We start from the raw sequence: 16751 nt of genomic DNA on the forward strand, positions 1-16751 counted from the left end.
GCCTCTGATGTCGACCACTCCCACCTCAATAAGCCCTTGATAGCCCAAAAGCCTCGTGACCCGCCTCGCGCCACGAGGCCCGCAGGCTTGAACTGGTAGGGACTATTCTCGTCCAATAGGCAATCCCGACCGTTCAGCCTGCCCGGAGTCGCCATGCGCCGTCTGCTGCCCACACTCCTCGCCACCACCCTCTGCCTCGCCACCGGTGCCCAGGCCCAGACCCTGGTGGCCACCAGCAACATCCTTGTCCGAGCCCTGGACCGCAGCCTGGATTTCACCTCCGACACCACCACTTCGGTGCGTGACATGAAGGTGGTGCTGGCCGCGCGTGACGATGCCGCCAGCTTCGTCGCCAGCCAGGGCGATATCCGCGGCGCGCGCCTGGAAGCGGCCTTCGCCACCCTGCGCGAACAACTGCCGGAAGCCCGCCACGCCTCCGACCAGCAGCTGGCCGAAGCCATCCTCGCCCTGTGAGCCTGCGTGCCGCGCGCTGGCTGGTCGCGCTCCTGCTGCTGAGCGGCGCCAGCGCCCAGGCCGGGCTGCGTCTGCAACTGAATGCCAGCGGGCTGTCCAGCGCCGAACGCCAGGCCAGCCAGGCGCTGCTCGACCAGGCCAGCGCGGCGCTGCCGCCAAGCTTCATCCAGCGCCTCGACCGCCAGGTGACGGTGAGCTGGTCCGACGACCTGCCCCGAGCCGCCTTTGGCCGCACCACTCGCCGCGATGCCCTGGTGCTGAATGCCGGATTGCTGCCGCGCCTGATCGATCCACAACAGGCCGCCGCGCCGAGTGGCCGAACCCACGGCACCCTGCAGCGCGAGTTGCTGGCTACCGTGCTCCATGAGCTGACCCACCTGTACGACCGTGCCGGTCTCTGGCCAGAGGACCAGCGCCGTCTGCAGTGGCGCTGCCGTCAGGCACACCAGGCCAGCGGCCCGGTCGGTCAGCGTGGCCAGTGCCGCGGCCAGGAGGCCCGCCGCTTCAGCCTCAGCGACGACCCGCAGCTGCTCGACCTGGCCGGCTGGCAGCAGCAGGTCGGCAAACGTGGCGCCCGCGAGCAGGACAACGGCCAGGTGGCGCGTTCGCCGGACAGCTACGAGCTGAGCAACCCGCGCGAGTTCGTCGCGGTGAACATGGAGTACTTCCTCCTCGACCCGACCTACGCCTGCCGCCGCCCCACCCTGCAGCGCTATCTGCGCCAGCACTTCGCCTGGCAACCGGCGCAGCAGGCCGAGTGCAGCACCGATTTCGCCTACCTCAACGCCGGTCGCGACTTCGCCCGCCAGCCGCTGGGCCGGCTCGATCCCGAGCGGGTCTACGAGGTCGACTACCTGCTCGCCGAGCCCAACCAGCAATGGGCCAGCCGCTGGGGCCACAGCATGCTGCGCCTGGTGGTCTGCGCACCGGGACGGCCGCGCGGCCCGGCCTGCCGCCTGGATCTGGACCAGCACCTGGTGCTGTCCTACCGCGCCTTCGTCGGCGACGTGCAACTGTCCAGCTGGGACGGCCTGACCGGCGCCTACCCGTCGCGCCTGTTCATCCTGCCGCTGGCGCAGGTGATCGAGGAATACACCAAGGTCGAGCTGCGCGGCCTGTCCTCGGTGCCGCTGCGCCTGTCCCGCGAGGAAATCGAACGCCTGGTGCAGCGCTCCGCCGAACTGCACTGGAGCTATGACGGTGACTACTGGTTCCTCTCCAACAACTGCGCGGTGGAGACCCTCAAGCTGCTGCGCAGCGGCACCGGCCGCAGCGAGCTGCAGGATCTCGACAGCATCATGCCCAACGGCCTGCTCGACCTGCTCGAAGGCCGTGCCCTGGCCGACCGCAGTGTGCTGGACGACCCGCGCGAGGCACTGCGCCTGGGCTATCGCTTCGACTCCTTCCGCGACCGCTACCAGGCCATGTTCGAGATCCTGCGTAACCGCCTGACCATACCGCAGCAGACGGTGGAAGACTGGCTGGACCTGCCGGCGCGCGAGCGCGCCCGAGGGTTCCCGCGCGCCGACCTGCGCGCCAGCGCCGCCCTGTTGCTGCTCGAACAGGCCGCCCTGCGCCGCCAGCTGCTGCTCGCCCAGGAACAGCTCAAGCAGCGCTACCTGGGCGCACGCGACGACCCGCAGGACCGGCGCTTCGTCGAAGCCGACGCCACCCTGCGCGAAATTCTCGCCAACAGCGGTTTCCTCAGCCGCCCGGCCGAGCTGCTGAGCGCCGGCTACGGCCTGCCGCAGCCCGCCGAGTGGCAGCAACTGGAAGCGGCCAGTAGCGAACGTCAGCTCAGGCTGCGCCAGCTCAGCGACGACCTCGACCAAGAGGTGCGCCACCTGCTGGAGCCCAGGCTGCTGGCCGAGATCGAAGCCGGCGAGAGCAACCTGAAGCAGCTCGGCCAGCACCTGCGCGAGCTGCACAAGGCTAGCGGCGGCCTGGTGCTGCCTTAGGTCTACAGCTGCTCTTCGTTCTCCTCGGGGAGCCCCGGGTCCAGCTGCAGCCAGGGCAGGCGACTGCCTACCCAGATATGCCGGTCGGCCGGCGCCTGCTCGGGGTGATCGAGGCTGGCCACGGTGATGTCCAGGCTGTCCGGGCTGAGCGCCGTGAACAGCGCCAGGTGACAGCCGCAGTGCGCGCAGAAATAGCGCAGGCAGCTGGTCGAGGAGGCGTACGCCGCGGCGCTGCCCTGGGTCCAGCGGAAGCTCGCCAGCGGCAGGGTCAGCCAGGTGGTGACGATGCCGCCGGTGGTGCGTCGGCAGATCGCGCAATGGCAGTGGGCGATATCCTGCAACGGCGCCGCGAAGGCATAGCGCAGGCGGCCGCAGTGGCAGCCGCCGGTGTGGGTCTCGGTCATGGCGAACTCCTCGCGCTGTTGCTCATCACCCTAGCGCGCGCCAACGCACTTGCCCATGATGACCAGATGCTTTCCGCACGGATGTCATCGTGACCGTTCTCCTGTACTCGCTGTGGCCCCTGTTCGCCCTGATCGTCGGCGGCTACCTGCTGCGCCGCCACGAATTCCCCGGCGAGGCCTTCTGGCCGGCCGCCGAGCGGCTCAACTACTTCATCCTGTTCCCGGCCTTGCTGTTGAGCAGCCTGGCCAGCGCGCCGCTGGACAACCCCGCCCTGCCGCGCCTGGCCCTGGCCGTGCTGCTCGGCCTTGGTGGCGGCTGGCTGGCCCTGTTGCTGGTGCGCCGCCTGCGCGGCTGGCCGGCGGCGCGCTTCGGCGCCTTCACCCAGGGCATCCTGCGCTTCAACACCTACCTCGGCCTGGCGGCCATCGGCAGCCTGCATGGTCAGCCCGGCCTGGTGCTGGCCGCCTTGCTGCTGGCGCTGATGGTGCCGGCGGTGAACGTGCTGTCGGTGTGGTCGCTGAGTACCGACCGCGCGGTGAGCCTGGGCGGCCTGCTGCTGCCGATTCTGAAGAATCCGCTGATCCTCGCCTGCCTGGCCGGGATGGCGATCAACCTGCTCGGCATCGGCCTGCCCGGTGGCAGTGACCGCCTGCTCGGCCTACTGGCCGCCGCCAGCCTGCCGCTGGGGTTGCTTTGCGTGGGGGCGGCACTACGGCCGCAGGAGCTGCGCGGCGAAAGGCCGGCCCTGGCCTGGAACTGCACCCTGCGCCTGCTGGCCATGCCGCTGCTGGCCTATGTCGTGGCCAAGGCGTTGCACCTGCCGGCGCTGGAGAGCAGCGTGCTGGTGCTGTTCTTCGCCCTGCCCACCGCACCCACCGCCTATGTGCTGACCCGCCAGCTCGGCGGCGACGGCCACCTGATGGCCGGCATCATCACCCTGCAGACCCTGCTGGCCGCCCTCAGCCTGCCGCTGGTGCTGATCCTCCTCGCGGCATGAACGGTACTGCGCCGAAAGCGCGCTGAAAGCTTGAGCCCCTAGCATCCGTCGACCGCCGGCCCCGGACCGGCGTTTCGACAACAACAAGATGGGCTCCCCACGCACTGCATTCACGCAGCCACCGCGTCGGTCATGCCCGTCCGGAGACTGCCTGATGCTGACCTTCCTCGGCTTCGCCATGGTCATGACCTTCATGTACCTGATCATGACCAAGCGCCTGTCCGCCCTGATCGCCCTGATCATCGTGCCCATCGTGTTCGCCCTGATCGGTGGCTTCGCCGCCGGCATCGGCCCGATGATCCTCGAGGGTATTGGCAAACTCGCCCCGACCGGGGTGATGCTGATGTTCGCCATCCTCTACTTCGCCCTGATGATCGACTCCGGCCTGTTCGACCCGCCAGTGCGCGCCATCCTGCGCATGGTCAAGGGCGACCCGCTGAAAGTCTCCATGGGCACCGCCGCGCTGGCGCTGATCGTCTCCCTCGACGGCGACGGCGCTACCACCTACATGATCTGCGTCGCCGCCATGCTGCCGCTGTACAGCCGCCTCGGCATGAGCCCGCTGATCATGGCCGGGCTGATCATCCTGGCCGGCGGCATCATGAACATGACCCCCTGGGGCGGCCCTACCGCCCGTGCCGCCAGCGCCCTGCACGTCGACCCATCGGACATCTTCGTGCCGATGATCCCGGCCATGCTGGTCGGCTGCATCGCCCTGTTCGGCATCGCCTGGGTCTACGGCCAGCGCGAGCGCGCCCGCCTCGGCGTGCTGCACCTGCCGGACGATCAGGACAATCACGCCGAGATCAGCGTCTCGCAATACCCGGAGGCGCGCCGGCCGAGATTGCTGTGGGTCAACGGCGCACTGACCGCCGCCCTGATGGTGGCGCTGATCGCCGGCCTGCTGCCGCTGCCGGTGCTGTTCATGATCGCCTTCAGCATCGCCATGATCATCAACTACCCCTGTCTGCAACAGCAGAAGGAGCGCGTGGCCGCGCATGCCGGCAATGTCCTGGCGGTGGTCGGGCTGATCTTCGCCGCCGGCATCTTCACCGGCATCCTGTCCGGTACGGGCATGGTCGAGGCCATGTCGAAAAGCCTGTTGGCGGTGATTCCCGAAGCGCTGGGCCCGTACCTGGCGGTGATCACCGCACTGGTAAGCATGCCGTTCACCTTCTTCATGTCCAACGATGCCTTCTACTACGGCGTGCTGCCGGTGCTGGCCGAGGCAGCCGGCCATTACGGCATCAGCCCGGTGGAAATGGCCCGTGCCTCGATCGTCGGCCAACCGGTACACCTGCTCAGCCCGCTGGTGCCCTCCACCTACCTGCTGGTGGGTTTGGCCAAGGTCGAGTTCGGCGACCACCAGCGCTTCACCCTCAAGTGGGCGGTGCTGATCTGCCTGGCCATACTGCTGGCAGCATTGCTGCTTGGCGTGTTCCCGCTGTTCGGCGGATAGTCCGACGGGAGACGGCATTTTCCCGCAAAGCCAGCTAGAATCGCGCGCCATCGCGGCGCCCGCCGACCGACTCTTCGACACGCAAGGAACCAACAATGGAATGGCTGACTAGCCCGGAAATCTGGGTTGCCTTCTTGACCCTGACCGCCCTGGAAATCGTCCTCGGCATCGACAACATCATCATGATCGCCATCCTGGTCGGGCGCATGCCGCCGCATATGCAGGCGCGCACCCGCTTCTTCGGCCTGGCCCTGGCCATGGTCACGCGCATCGCCCTGCTGCTGTCGATCACCTGGATCATGAAGCTGACCAATGACCTGTTCCACCTGTTCGGCCAGGGCATTTCCGGACGCGACCTGATCCTGTTCTTCGGCGGCCTGTTCCTGCTGTGGAAGAGCAGCACCGAGATGTTCCACAGCCTGGAAGGCGAGGATGAAGCCGAGCCGACGCCGGGCAACACCGCCGCGCGCAACTTCATCGGCACCATCATCCAGATCGCCATCATCGACATCGTGTTCAGCCTGGACTCGGTGATCACCGCCGTCGGCATGGTCTCCCACGTGCCGGTGATGGTCGCCGCGATCATCGTCGCCGTGCTGGTGATGATGCTGGCCGCCGGCACCATCAGCGACTTCATCGACAAGCACCCGTCGCTGAAGATGCTGGCCCTGGCCTTCCTGGTGGTGGTCGGTACCGTGCTGATCGCCGAAGCCTTCGAAGTCCACGTGCCGAAGGGCTACGTCTACTTCGCCATGGCCTTCTCGCTGGGCGTGGAAGCCCTGAACATCCGTATGCGCGTGCTGCGCGGACGCAAGGAAGACCCGGTCAAGCTGCGCAAGGATATTCCGGGGCAGTAAGCCGGAACGCGTGGACAAAAGAACGGGGCCGAATGGCCCCGTTTTCTTTTGATCCGCTATCGCAACAAGTACTAACCATGATTGCGTAACGATCTAGTGCTTTTCTGCCACCGGTCCTAACTGTTCAAGAGCCTGGCATTCAGCCGGCCATACACGACAGGGACAAGGAGGCAGTTATGAAAAAGATACTGAGCATTGATGGCGGTGGCATTCGCGGCATTATCCCAGCGCTGGTACTGGCCGAGATCGAGCAGAAGACTGGACAACCGATTGCAGATCTATTCGATCTGATCATCGGGACATCTACTGGCGGCCTACTTGCACTGGGCCTCGGTAAGCGCGATGCAACGGGCAAGCCGCAGTACTCGGCCAAGAATCTAAGCGCACTGTATGAGAAACGAGGGGAAGATATCTTCTCGCGATCACTCTGGAGAAGGACTCCTGGTTACAACATCGCCGACGAAAAATACTCGCACGATGGCCTGGAGACGCTGCTTGAGGAGTACTTCGGCAATGCCACACTCGGACAGTTGAAACCACATACGGTAGTGACCACCTACGACCTTCATCAGCGCGATCCGCTGTTTCTGAAAAGTTGGTCCGCGCCCCATCAGGACATCAGAATTCGCGAAGCGGCGCGCGCCACATCTGCTGCCCCCACCTACTTCGAGCCCCTGCCACTAAGGGTGAACGACAAGAAATGCGCTCTGGTCGACGGCGGCGTTTTCATTAACAACCCTGCGGTTTCCGGCTATGCCGAGGCACACAAGATCTTCCCCGGTGAGGATCTATTCTTGGTCTCGCTGGGCACGGGGCAGATGACCCGCGAGATTCCATTCAAAGAAGCCAAGGACTGGGGCCAGGCAGCATGGGTTATGCCGCTGCTCAGTTGCATGTTCGATGGCGTTTCTGACGCAGCGGACTACCAGATGCAGCAGATCATGCCGGCTGGAACTTACTTCCGACTTCAGGTCAATCTGGGGAAGAAAAGCGACCCGCTTTCTGCCAACGATGATATGGACGACACCCGCGAGCAAAACATCCAGGACCTGAAGGCGCTTGCGGCGCACCTCATCAGTACTCGTCAAAACGACCTGAATGCCATTTGTACGGCACTCGCCTAGCAGGAGTCTGCTATGGAAAAGCTCATCGTGGGGCAGATGCGCGAAGGCATTACGGTGAACGCCAGGCTGCGCTGGAATGCCACAGGACTTCAGGTCGCCCCTGGAGAGTCTTATCGAGTGCAAGCGTCGAGTGACCTGTGGCACGACGCGGGCATACCAGCGACGGCAGACGGCCAGGATGGGAACATGATCCAGAGGATCTTCAAGTGGACGATTCGCTGCAAGCAGGCACGCTGGTTCCAGCTGGTCGGCGCACTAGGACAATCAGACGAGCAATTGTTTCCTCTGGGCATAGACGCACAACTGAAAGTCCCGCCAGGACCGGAAGCCGAGCTGACGCTGTTCGCTAACGACGTACTTTTCATGTACGGCAATAACCAAGGCAACATTTGGGTCAACATCACTCGTATTGCTTAGGAGATCAGGGCCCTCCCAGAGGGCCCTGTTGCCGTCTGCTAGAACAGTCCCAACTGCTCGCTTGGCAGGTTCGCCACAAGATCCGATGGCTCATCGCTGAACTCGGAGCGCAAGCGCTGCGCCAACCCCGCCGCTCGTTCCGCTCGGGTATTCACCGCCTCGGCCAGGCGCACCGGCAGGCCCCAGATCTCCACCTTGTGCTTGGCGCGGGTAATGCCGGTGTAGAACAGCGCGCGGGTCAGCAGCGGGCTGGGACTTTCCGGCAGGGCCAGCAGCACTTCGCTGAACTCCGAACCCTGGCTCTTGTGCACGGTCATGGCGAAGGCGCTGTCATGGCTGGGCAGGCGCGCCGGGGAGAAGGCGCGAAAGCCCTCATCACCCTCGAAATAGACGCGCAGGCCATGCTCGCCGGCCAGGCACAGGCCGATATCGCCGTTGAACAGGCCCAGCGCGTAGTCGTTCTGCCGCACCATCACCGCGCGGCCGGGGTACCAGCGTTCACGCTCGGCCAGCGAGTAGCGGCGCTTGATCCGTGCCTCCAGGGCCTCGTTGAGACCGCCGACGCCCCAGGGACCTTCGCGCTGCGCGGTCAGCGCGCGGAAGGCGTTGAAGGCAGCGAAGGCTTCAGCCGGATCGCCACGGCGTGCGGCCTTGAGGTAGGGCGCATAGCCCTGCTCTAGGCGCTCCAGCAGCGCGGCCTGGCTGGGTTCGGCCTGCCAGGCCAGGTCGGCGCGACCTTCACGCAGCAGATTGAGGGTGCCGGCGGCATCGCCACCGTTGATCCTGCGCGCCAGCTCGCCGATGCCGCTGTCGCCAGCGAAGCGGTGGCTGTGGCTGAGCAGCACCACGGCGTCGCCCAGAGCCGAGCGTGGCGTCTCGACCGGCACCGTCTGCCCGGTGATGCGCTGCAGCTCGGCGGCAGCTTCGGCATCGAAGCCGCGCCCTTCGCACAGCTCGGCGAATACCGCACCGGCCTCCACGGCGGCCAGCTGGTCCTTGTCCCCGAGCAGGATCAGCCGCGCCTGCGGCGGCAGGGCGTCGACCAGCTTGGCCATCAGCGCCAGGTCGACCATCGACGCCTCGTCCACCACCAGCACATCCAGCGCCAGCGGCCGCGCCGCATCGTGGCGCACGGCCGGGCTGTCGCCACGGCTGCCGAGCAGGCGGTGCAGGGTACGCGCCTCCTCGGGCAGCAGCGCCTTGAGGTGATCGGCCAGCGGCAGGTCGGCCTTGGCATTGCGGATCGCCTCGGCCATGCGTGCCGCCGCCTTGCCGGTCGGCGCGGCCAGGCCGATGGCCAGGCGCTCGCCACCAGGCTGCTCCAAGAGTGCGGCGAGCAGGCGCACCACGGTGGTGGTCTTGCCGGTGCCGGGGCCGCCGGAGATCACCGCCAGGCGCCGACGTACCGCCTGGGCGGCGGCCAGGCGCTGCCAGTCCGGCTGCTGTTGGTTGAAGGCGAACAGGCGCGCCAGGCTCTCGCTCAGCAGCGCCTCGTCCACTGCGGGGCGCTCGGCGGAAAGCGCCAGCAGGCGCTCGGCCAGGCGCTGCTCATAGGCCTGGTAGCGCGCCAGGTACAGGCGCTCGCCTTCTAGGATCAGCGGGGTGAAACGGCCGGGCGCACCGACCAGCACGGAGCCTGAAAGAAGGACACGCAACTCGGCCAGCGGCGGCAGGGCGAAGTCGAACTCCGCCCAGGGCCGGCGGCCGGCCACCCGCACCAGCGGCAGGCACACGTCGCCGGCGGCCAGGGCCTCGCTGCACAGGGCGGCGCAGGCCAGCACGGCGTCCGGCGCCTGCGGCTCCAGGCGCTGCAGGCTGGCCAGCAGGGCGCGTTCCAGCGGACCGAAAGGTAGGGTGGACAACGGCGCAGCCTTGTCCACCTGGATGCCTGGTGGATATTCGCTGCGCGAGATATCCACCCTACTCTCCGTGCTCATCGGGCCTCCTCCGCAAACAACCGATCCAGCGCATCCAGCAGCGCATCGCTCGGCCGGGCGAAGTACACGCCGGCCTGCGGCATGCCGCGCAGGAACAGGTACCAGGCGCCGCCCAGCTGCGCGTCGCCGAAACCGGCCAGGCGCGTGCGCAGGAAACGGCGCAGCGCCACCAGGTAGATCAGGTACTGCAGGTGGTAGTGCTCAGCGGCGATGGCCTGCTCCAGGCGTTCGGCGCCGTAGTGGGCGGCGGTCGGGCCGAGCCAGTTGGACTTGTAGTCGAGGATGTACCAGCGCCCGGCGTGCTCGAAGGTCAGGTCGATAAAGCCTTTCAGGTAGCCCTTCAGCTCGTCGAACTGCAGGCGCTCGGCGGCCTGGCGCATGGGTTCGGGCAGGCCAAAGGCCGGATCGGCCAGCAGCGCGCGCAGGTGCTCTACATCGAGCCGTTCGACCGGGAAGGTGAAGCCCAGCTCAGGCAGGCGACGGTTGGGCTGCAGCGCCGACAGACGCAGGCCCTGGCCATCCAGGTCGGTGTCCAGCACCGCCTGCAGCTGGGCGATGGCGATCGCGCCCCACAACTCGGCGTCGATGCCGTGTTCCTGCAGGGCGAGCGGCACCAGCTGTTCCAGGCTGCCCTTGCCGCGCATCCAGTCTTCGAGAATGGCGTGCAGGCAGGTACCGGCGCGGGCGCCACGCGGGAAGGCGAAGAAGCCGGCGCCCGGCTCGCTGGCATCGACCAGGGCCAGGGCGTCGCGGTCCGGCGCCTCCATGTGCATACCGGCGGCCAGCCCCGAGAAGCTACCGATGCGCCAGGCGCTGTGCAGGCTGCGCTCGAACAGCTGCTGGGCCTGGGGCGGCTCGGCGCGGCCCGTGCCGGCGGCCTGGGCTTCCTCGGTAAGCGGGGCGAGACGGGCGATCAAGCCGGCGCTGCTGTCAGACAGCTCGTCCAGTTCGCCAGCCAGGGCCGGGCCTTCCTGGCCCGCCAGATAAGTAGCCAGCTCGCCCAGGGCATCCACACCGGGCAACTCGCGGCCGTGCAGCAGCCAGGCCAGGGCGCTGCTGTGCAGCCCCTCATCGGGCAGCTTGCCGGTCTTCTGATTCGGCTTGGGCAGGGCGACCGGCCCCCAGTGCAGCCACAGGCGGTCGCGGGCGCGGGTCAGGGCCACGTAGGTCAGGCGCAGCTTCTCGGCGAAGCTTTCGCGCCGCGCCGCCTGCAGGCGCTCGTCCAGGCGCGCGCTACCCAGGTCGAGCAGCGGCTGGCCATCCTCGTCGTGGCAACGGGCGCTGTCGGTGTGCTGGCCGAGCAGGCGGCCGTCCCACAGGAAGGGGCAGAACACCAGCGGGTATTCCAGGCCCTTGGAGGTGTGGATGGTGACGATCTGCACCCGCTCGGCATCGCTTTCCAGACGCAGCAAGGCGTCCTCGCCGGCGCCCTCGCTACCGCGCTGGGCGGCGAACCAGGCCAGCAGCGGCTCCAGCCCCGGGCGTTGCAGGCTCTCGGCCTGCAGCAGTTCGCCGAGGTGCAGCAGGTTGGTCAGCCGTCGCTCGCCATCGATGCCGGCCAGCAGGCGCTCGGCCACCCGCTCCTGGTCCAACCACGCCCTGAAGACGCGCATAAAGCCCTGCTGCTGCCACAGCTGGTGGTACTGCTCGGCAGCGGCGCGCTCGCGGTCCCATTCCTGCTCGACTTCCTGGCAGCGGGCAATCTGCGCCGCGTCGCGGCCCAGCAGGCGAGTCGCCAGGGCATAGCGCAGCACGCCCTCGCGGCCCGGCTCGGCGTAGGCCGACAGCACCGCCGCCAGCTCGGCGGCCTCCTCGCTGTGCCAGACGCTGTCGCGGCCGCGACGCACACTGGGCACGCCGCGCGCCGCCAGCTCGGCGGCGACGCTGGCGGCCTCGCGGTGGTTGCTAACCAGCACGGCGATATCGCCACCTTTCAGCGGCTTTCTGCCGCCATCGTCTTCGAAGTAGGCCTTGCCCTGGACGCTGGCGGTGAGCAGCGAGGCGATCCGCCGCGCCGTATCCAGCGCCGCCAGCTCGCCGGCACGCGCCTTGCTCAACCCCTCGTCACCGAGCCAGACCAGGCCGAGCGGCGCGGCGCCATCCTGCTCGCGCAGCACCAGCGTGGCCCGCGACTTCTTGCCGGCGCTGACCGGCGGGTAGCTCAGCCCTTCCTCGGCAAAGGGCTGCGGGCGAGCGAACAGCTGGTTCAGCGCCTTGATCAGCGCGGGGGTGGAGCGGTAGTTGAAGGGCAGGTCGTACTGCCGCTCGGCAGCCTCGCGGGCCTGCAGGTAGGTGGCCAGGTCGGCGCCGCGGAACGCATAGATCGCCTGCTTGGGGTCGCCGACAAAACACAGGTCGCCACGCGGGCTACTGCGCGACTCGCCAGCGTTGTCGATCGCCGTACTCGCTGTACTGTCTCGGCCTTCGCTCGAAGCCCTTCTAGCTGGCAAGCCGCTCGCTACGCCCGCAGCTTTTGGGTAGATACGGTCGAAGATGGCGTACTGGATCGGGTCGGTGTCCTGGAACTCGTCGATCAGCGCCAGCGGATACTGCTCGCGCAGGCGCGCGGCTAGGTCTTCGCCGGCCGCGCCCTGCAGGGCCTGGTCGAGGTTGTTGAGCAGGTCGTCGAAGGCCAACAGGCGCTGGGCCGCCTTGCGCTGCGGCAGCTCGACGTTGAGACGGTCGAGCAGTTCGACCTGCAGGGCGATCAGCTTCTGCCGGCCGGCGGGCAGGGCGCTTTCCAGGGCCGCGCCAAGGACATCCAGGGCTTCGGCCAGCGCGCTGTGCGGTGCCTCGAAGTTCTTCTTGGTGGCCTTGAGCAGGGCGGCGGCGCCCAGTTTGACCAGGCCGTCCGGCGCCTCGAACAGCGCCGCCGGGTCGGCGAAATAGGCGTCCAGCTCAGCCGACCACAGCGGCAGCTTGGCCGCCTTGTGCGTGCTCTGGCTGAGGCCACCGTGCTCGCGCAGCACCTCGACCCAGGCGTAGCCCTCGGCGCGCCACAGCTCGGCGGCGGCCTGCCAGGCGGCGCTGGCGGCCTGCAGCTCGGCCTCGCCCACACGCTCGCGTGGCTCTACGCGCAGGTAGGGCTTGCCCAGGTGGCTGCGCAGGGCCTGGCGCAAAGTCGCGGGGGTGACTTTCTGCTTAGCCAGGTAGCGCGCCCAGGCCGGGTCGGCGCCGGCCAGCACATGGCGCCAGGCGTCGCCGAGCAGGGCGTCGAGCACCTCGCGGTCGTCCTGGGTCAGCTCGGCGTCGAAGTCGCCGCCGGCCTCGAAGGCCGAGTCCTGCAGGGCGCGCTGGCAGAAGCCGTGGATGGTGAAGATGGCCGCCTCGTCGAAGCCATGCACGGCCAGCAGCAGACGCCGCCGTGCCGCCTCGCCGGGGTGGCGGCGGTGCAGCTCGACGAGGAAGGCATCGGTGCTGCTGCCGCCCTCGTAGAGCGCCAGCAGCTCGGCCAGGCGGGCACGGATACGCTCCCTCAATTCGGCGGTGGCGGCGGTGGTGTAGGTGACCACCAGGATCTGCCCGACCGACAGCTCGCGCTCCAGCAGCAGGCGCGCGTACAGCGCGGTCAGGGTCCAGGTCTTGCCGGTACCGGCGCTGGCCTCGATCAGCGAGCGGCCAGTGAACGGCGAGTCGTGCAGGTTGAGGTCGTTCATTCGCCCTCCTCCTCGCCGCCAGCCAGGGCCTGCAGCGCCGGGCCCAGCAGTTGCTCGGCCAGTTGCTCGAAGCGCTCGCCGAGCGGCTCGCGCTCGCGGAAGGCCAGGGCATACCAGGGGTCGAAGACTTCCCCGGCCAGCGGGCTGAATTCGGCGCCGAGCCAGGCGGCCTGGGCCTTGTCGCGGGCGGCGGCGATGGGCTCCTTGCGGCTCTTGGCGCTGGGCGTGACCAGCGCCTTGGCGAAGTCGTAGCTGCTGCGGGTGATGAAGGGCAGCGGCTCGCACAGCGCCTCGCGGTAGGCGGCCAGCCAGGGTTCGAGCAGTGCTGCGGGGTTGTCCAGCGGGCCGAGCTGCCAGTCACCGGCCGGCGACACCAGCAGGCTCTCGCGGGCGATGTCAGGAGTGGCGGCGACGTTGAGCAGCAGGTGGCGCAGCCAGAAGCCGGGCAGGTCGCGCGCGTCCGGCGCGCGCAAGCGCCAGTCGAACAGGCCGCTGGAGGTAACGCCGTCGAGCCAGCCGTGCAGACGCACGCCGGCCAGCTGAATGTCCACCAGCAGCGGCTCCGGGCTCTCCTCGGGGCGCGCCTCGAACAGCCGCGGGGCAAAGGCGCGCACCGGGCCGCGCTGCTTGCCCCACAGGGCATGGCCCAGCTCGCCGGGCGGCAGCCAGCCGGCGGCGCGGGCTACGCGGCGCTCCTGCTCCTCGCTCCAGCCGCGTTCCACTGCCTGCAGCGCCAGCTGGCGCAGGCCGAGGTAGGCCGAGCGCTCCAGGCTGAAGGGTTCGTCGGCGGCGATGCCTTCCTCGGCATCGGCCAGGCGCAGGCCCAGGCGTTGTTCGAGGAGGAAGCGCGCCGGGTGCTTGAAGCAATAGAGCAGCTGGCTGGGCTCGAGGGTCAGCCAATCGTCATTGGCCTCCGGCAGGCGCTGGATAAAGGCCGGAGCCGCTGCCGGGGCTTCGGCCAAACGCTGGGCAGCGCGGAACCAGGCGCCGGCGAAGCCCTGGCGCGGGCCGCTGCGCTCGAAGTTGCCGGGGGCGAAGGGCTGCAGCGGGTGTTCGACGGTGATGCGCGCGCTGGCTTTCTGCTCCTGTGGGAGCGGCCTTGGCCGCGATGCTTGTGATGTGGCGTCCACATCGCGGCCAAGGCCGCTCCCACTAGAAGCCACCACCCCGGTCAGATCAACCGCCTCCAGCAGCTCGCTGACCAGCACCGAGGGCGGCAGCTCGGCGTTGTCGCGCGGGTCGCGGCCGACATAGCTCAAATACAAACCATCGCGGGCGCTGAGCAGGGTTTCCAGAAACAGGTAGCGGTCGTCCAGGCGCCGCGCGCGGTCGCCACGCCGTGGGCGCTTGGCGATCAGATCGAAGCCGGCGGCCGGGGTGCGCCGGGGCAGGGCGCCGTCGTCCAGGCCGAGCAGGCAGACCAGGCGGAACGGCAGGCTGCGCATCGGCACCATGGTGCAGAAGGTCACCGCGCCGGTGAGGAAGCCCGAGGCGCCGCTGCCGCTCTCCAGCGCCGCGCCGAGCTGCTGGCGCACCAGCGCCAGTTCCACCGGGCGGGTGATGCCGGCGTCCGTGGCCTGGCGGCCCAGCGCCGCGCAGGCCTGGCTAAGCAGCAATAAGGTATCTCCCGCCTCGCGCTCGTCGAACAGCGCGTCGACCAGCCCCTGCAGGTCCAGCGCCCAGTCGGCCAGCGGGCGGGCGCGCTGCAGGCGCTCGGCCAGCCCGGCGAGCAGTTCGACAAAGGCACACAGGCGCCCGAGCAGCTGCGCGCGCGCGCCTTCCAGGGCGTCCAGCGGCCAGCTGTCACCCAGCAGCGGCAGGCCGTCACCGGCCAGCTGCGGTGGCGCGGCGAAACCGAGCAGCAGGCGATCCAGGCCCTGGCGCCAGGTGAAGGCGTCGTCGGCCGGCAGGTCGAGCGCGGCACGGTGCTGGCCGTCGCGGCCCCAGCGCACGCCGGCCTGGCGCAGCCAGTCGCGCAGCAGCGGCAGGTCCTCGGGCTCGATGCCGGCACGGCGGGCGATGGCCGGCTGCTCCAGCCAGGCGAGGATTTCCTCGGCGGCGAAGCGGCTTTCCGGCAGGCTGAGCAGGCCGAGGAAGGCGTCGAGCAGCGGCGTCTCGGCGCGCAGGCTGCGGTCGGCCAGGCTGTAGGGCACATAGGGGGCGCCTTCGCGGCGAGCGAAGACGGCCTCGATGAAGGGCGCATAGCGCTCGATGTCCGGGGTCAGCACCACCACCTGGTCCGGGCTCAGGCGCGGGTCGGCGGCAAAGCGCGCCAGCAGCTGGTCATGCAGGATTTCCACCTCGCGCAGCGGCGAGTGGGCGATGTGCAGCTCCAGCGAACGGTCGTCGGCGCGCAGCGCCAGGCGCTCGTCGGGCATGCGGGTGCGCAGGCGCAGGATGTCGTTCTGCAGCGCATGCAGCAGGCTGTCGTCGGAAAGCTCGGCGTCCTGCGGGTAGATGCCGTGCTCCTCGGCGATCTGCCCGAGCAGGCTATCGAAGAAGTCGCGGCCCTGCTTGCCCAGACTGGCCAGCAGCGGATGACCGACGTCGAGGTACCAGTCATCCGGGCTGACTTCGGAGTGGGCCAGCTCGCGCACGTCGCGGATCTCTCCCCAGGCCTCGCGGCAGGGGTTGAGGGCGCAGATCACCACATCCGCGTGCCGCGCCAGCCCTTCCAGCACACGCAGGTGGTGCGGCGGCAGCGAGCTGATACCGAACACCAGCAGGCGCTCGGGCAGACCCTCGATGACAGCATCGCCGTGCAGGCGCGCCAGCAGCTCGCCGAGCAGGCGCGCGCGGTGTGGGTGGCCGTCCTTGGTCAGCTCGGCCCAGAGCAGTGCCTGCCAGGCCTCGTCCGGGCCCAGGTCGCACAGCTCACCGCGCTCCCAGGCGGCCAGCCAGTCGTCGCGGTAGAGCAGGTACTGGTCGAAAACGTCGGCGATCTTCGCCGCCAGGGCCAGGCGGCGGCGCTCGTCGCCGCCCTCCAGGTAGCGCTGCAGGCGCTCGGCGCGGGCCAGGTTGGCCGGCTCGCACAGCCAGTCGTAGAGGCGCCAGGTCATCGCCTGCGGGTTGAACGCCGACTGCTCCGGCAGGGCGCCGAGTACCTGGCGCGCCAGGGCCCAGACGAAGCTGGACGGCAGCTGCACCTCCAGGTGCATGGCGATGCCCTGATCGCGCGCCAGCTGCAGGGTCAGCCAGCGGCCGATGCCCTGGCTTGGCACCACCACCCGCGCCGGCGCCAGCACATCCGCCTGCGGCTGGGCGAGCAGGCGGCAGGCGAGGGCGCCGAGGGTTTCCAGGTCGGGGGCGTGGTACAGGCTGAGCATGGGCGGGCATCCGTTCGATGGCGGCTAGGGTAGCAGGCCGGGCCGCAGGCCCGCGACGGCTGACCGACGCGGACGTTGATGCGGGTCAAGGGCAATTCGCCAGTATCCGCTACCGTGCAGTCTCCATAAGTCTTTGTGCGG

General features: G+C 68.7%; 11 protein-coding genes. 7 read left to right on the forward strand and 4 right to left on the reverse strand.

Annotation, left to right across the window (positions count from 1 at the left end):
• The first annotated feature begins 153 nt into the window (after positions 1 to 153).
• Complete coding sequence (locus ACOAPY_RS00185; protein ID WP_061902922.1) at positions 154 to 474, forward strand: DUF2388 domain-containing protein; 321 nt, start codon at positions 154 to 156, stop codon at positions 472 to 474.
• A complete protein-coding gene (locus ACOAPY_RS00190) occupies positions 471 to 2432 on the forward strand; it encodes an Lnb N-terminal periplasmic domain-containing protein (protein WP_465154593.1) in 1962 nt (653 codons plus the stop codon). Before ACOAPY_RS00185 ends, ACOAPY_RS00190 begins: the two co-directional genes overlap by 4 nt.
• Positions 2433 to 2434: 2 nt before the next feature.
• Here the strand turns inward: ACOAPY_RS00190 and ACOAPY_RS00195 are convergent, their stop codons facing one another.
• Positions 2435 to 2836, reverse strand: a complete 402-nt coding sequence (locus ACOAPY_RS00195) for a GFA family protein (protein WP_076581423.1) — start codon at positions 2834 to 2836, stop codon at positions 2435 to 2437.
• Positions 2837 to 2925: 89 nt separating this feature from the next.
• On the opposite strand from ACOAPY_RS00195, the gene ACOAPY_RS00200 reads away from it, so the two are divergent.
• The 5 genes from ACOAPY_RS00200 (at position 2926) to ACOAPY_RS00220 (ending at position 7691) form a co-directional block, all read left to right on the forward strand.
• Positions 2926 to 3834 (forward strand): AEC family transporter, encoded by a 909-nt coding sequence (locus tag ACOAPY_RS00200; protein ID WP_465154594.1) that lies wholly within the window; start codon positions 2926 to 2928, stop codon positions 3832 to 3834.
• Positions 3835 to 3988: 154 nt separating this feature from the next.
• Complete coding sequence (locus ACOAPY_RS00205) at positions 3989 to 5293, forward strand: CitMHS family transporter (RefSeq protein ID WP_465154595.1); 1305 nt, start codon at positions 3989 to 3991, stop codon at positions 5291 to 5293.
• 95 nt (positions 5294 to 5388) lie between these two features.
• Positions 5389 to 6150, forward strand: coding sequence for a TerC family protein (locus tag ACOAPY_RS00210; protein WP_465154596.1), 762 nt, complete (start codon positions 5389 to 5391; stop codon positions 6148 to 6150).
• A 176-nt stretch (positions 6151 to 6326) separates the two neighbouring features.
• On the forward strand, positions 6327 to 7274 hold the full coding sequence (locus ACOAPY_RS00215; protein WP_465154597.1) for a patatin-like phospholipase family protein: 948 nt from the start codon (positions 6327 to 6329) through the stop codon (positions 7272 to 7274).
• A 12-nt stretch (positions 7275 to 7286) separates the two neighbouring features.
• Positions 7287 to 7691, forward strand: a complete 405-nt coding sequence (locus tag ACOAPY_RS00220) for a hypothetical protein (protein ID WP_465154598.1) — start codon at positions 7287 to 7289, stop codon at positions 7689 to 7691.
• Between the two features lie 38 nt (positions 7692 to 7729).
• Here the strand turns inward: ACOAPY_RS00220 and recD are convergent, their stop codons facing one another.
• From recD to recC, 3 genes are read right to left on the reverse strand one after another with little or no spacing between them, the layout of a single operon-like run.
• Positions 7730 to 9628 carry an exodeoxyribonuclease V subunit alpha gene (gene recD / locus ACOAPY_RS00225; protein WP_465154600.1) on the reverse strand — a complete coding sequence of 633 codons (1899 nt, stop codon included), beginning with the start codon at positions 9626 to 9628 and terminating at the stop codon, positions 7730 to 7732.
• The gene (recB, locus tag ACOAPY_RS00230; RefSeq protein WP_465154601.1) at positions 9625 to 13284 is read right to left on the reverse strand and encodes an exodeoxyribonuclease V subunit beta; all 3660 of its coding nucleotides are present in this window, start codon (positions 13282 to 13284) and stop codon (positions 9625 to 9627) included. The genes recD and recB overlap by 4 nt, the downstream gene beginning before the upstream one ends.
• Complete coding sequence (gene recC / locus ACOAPY_RS00235) at positions 13281 to 16610, reverse strand: exodeoxyribonuclease V subunit gamma (protein ID WP_465154602.1); 3330 nt, start codon at positions 16608 to 16610, stop codon at positions 13281 to 13283. Before recC ends, recB begins: the two co-directional genes overlap by 4 nt.
• Positions 16611 to 16751: the final 141 nt, after the last annotated feature.

It is taken from the genome of Pseudomonas stagnisoli (genome assembly GCF_048595745.1).
GTDB classification, from domain to species: Bacteria; Pseudomonadota; Gammaproteobacteria; order Pseudomonadales; family Pseudomonadaceae; genus Aquipseudomonas; species Aquipseudomonas alcaligenes_A.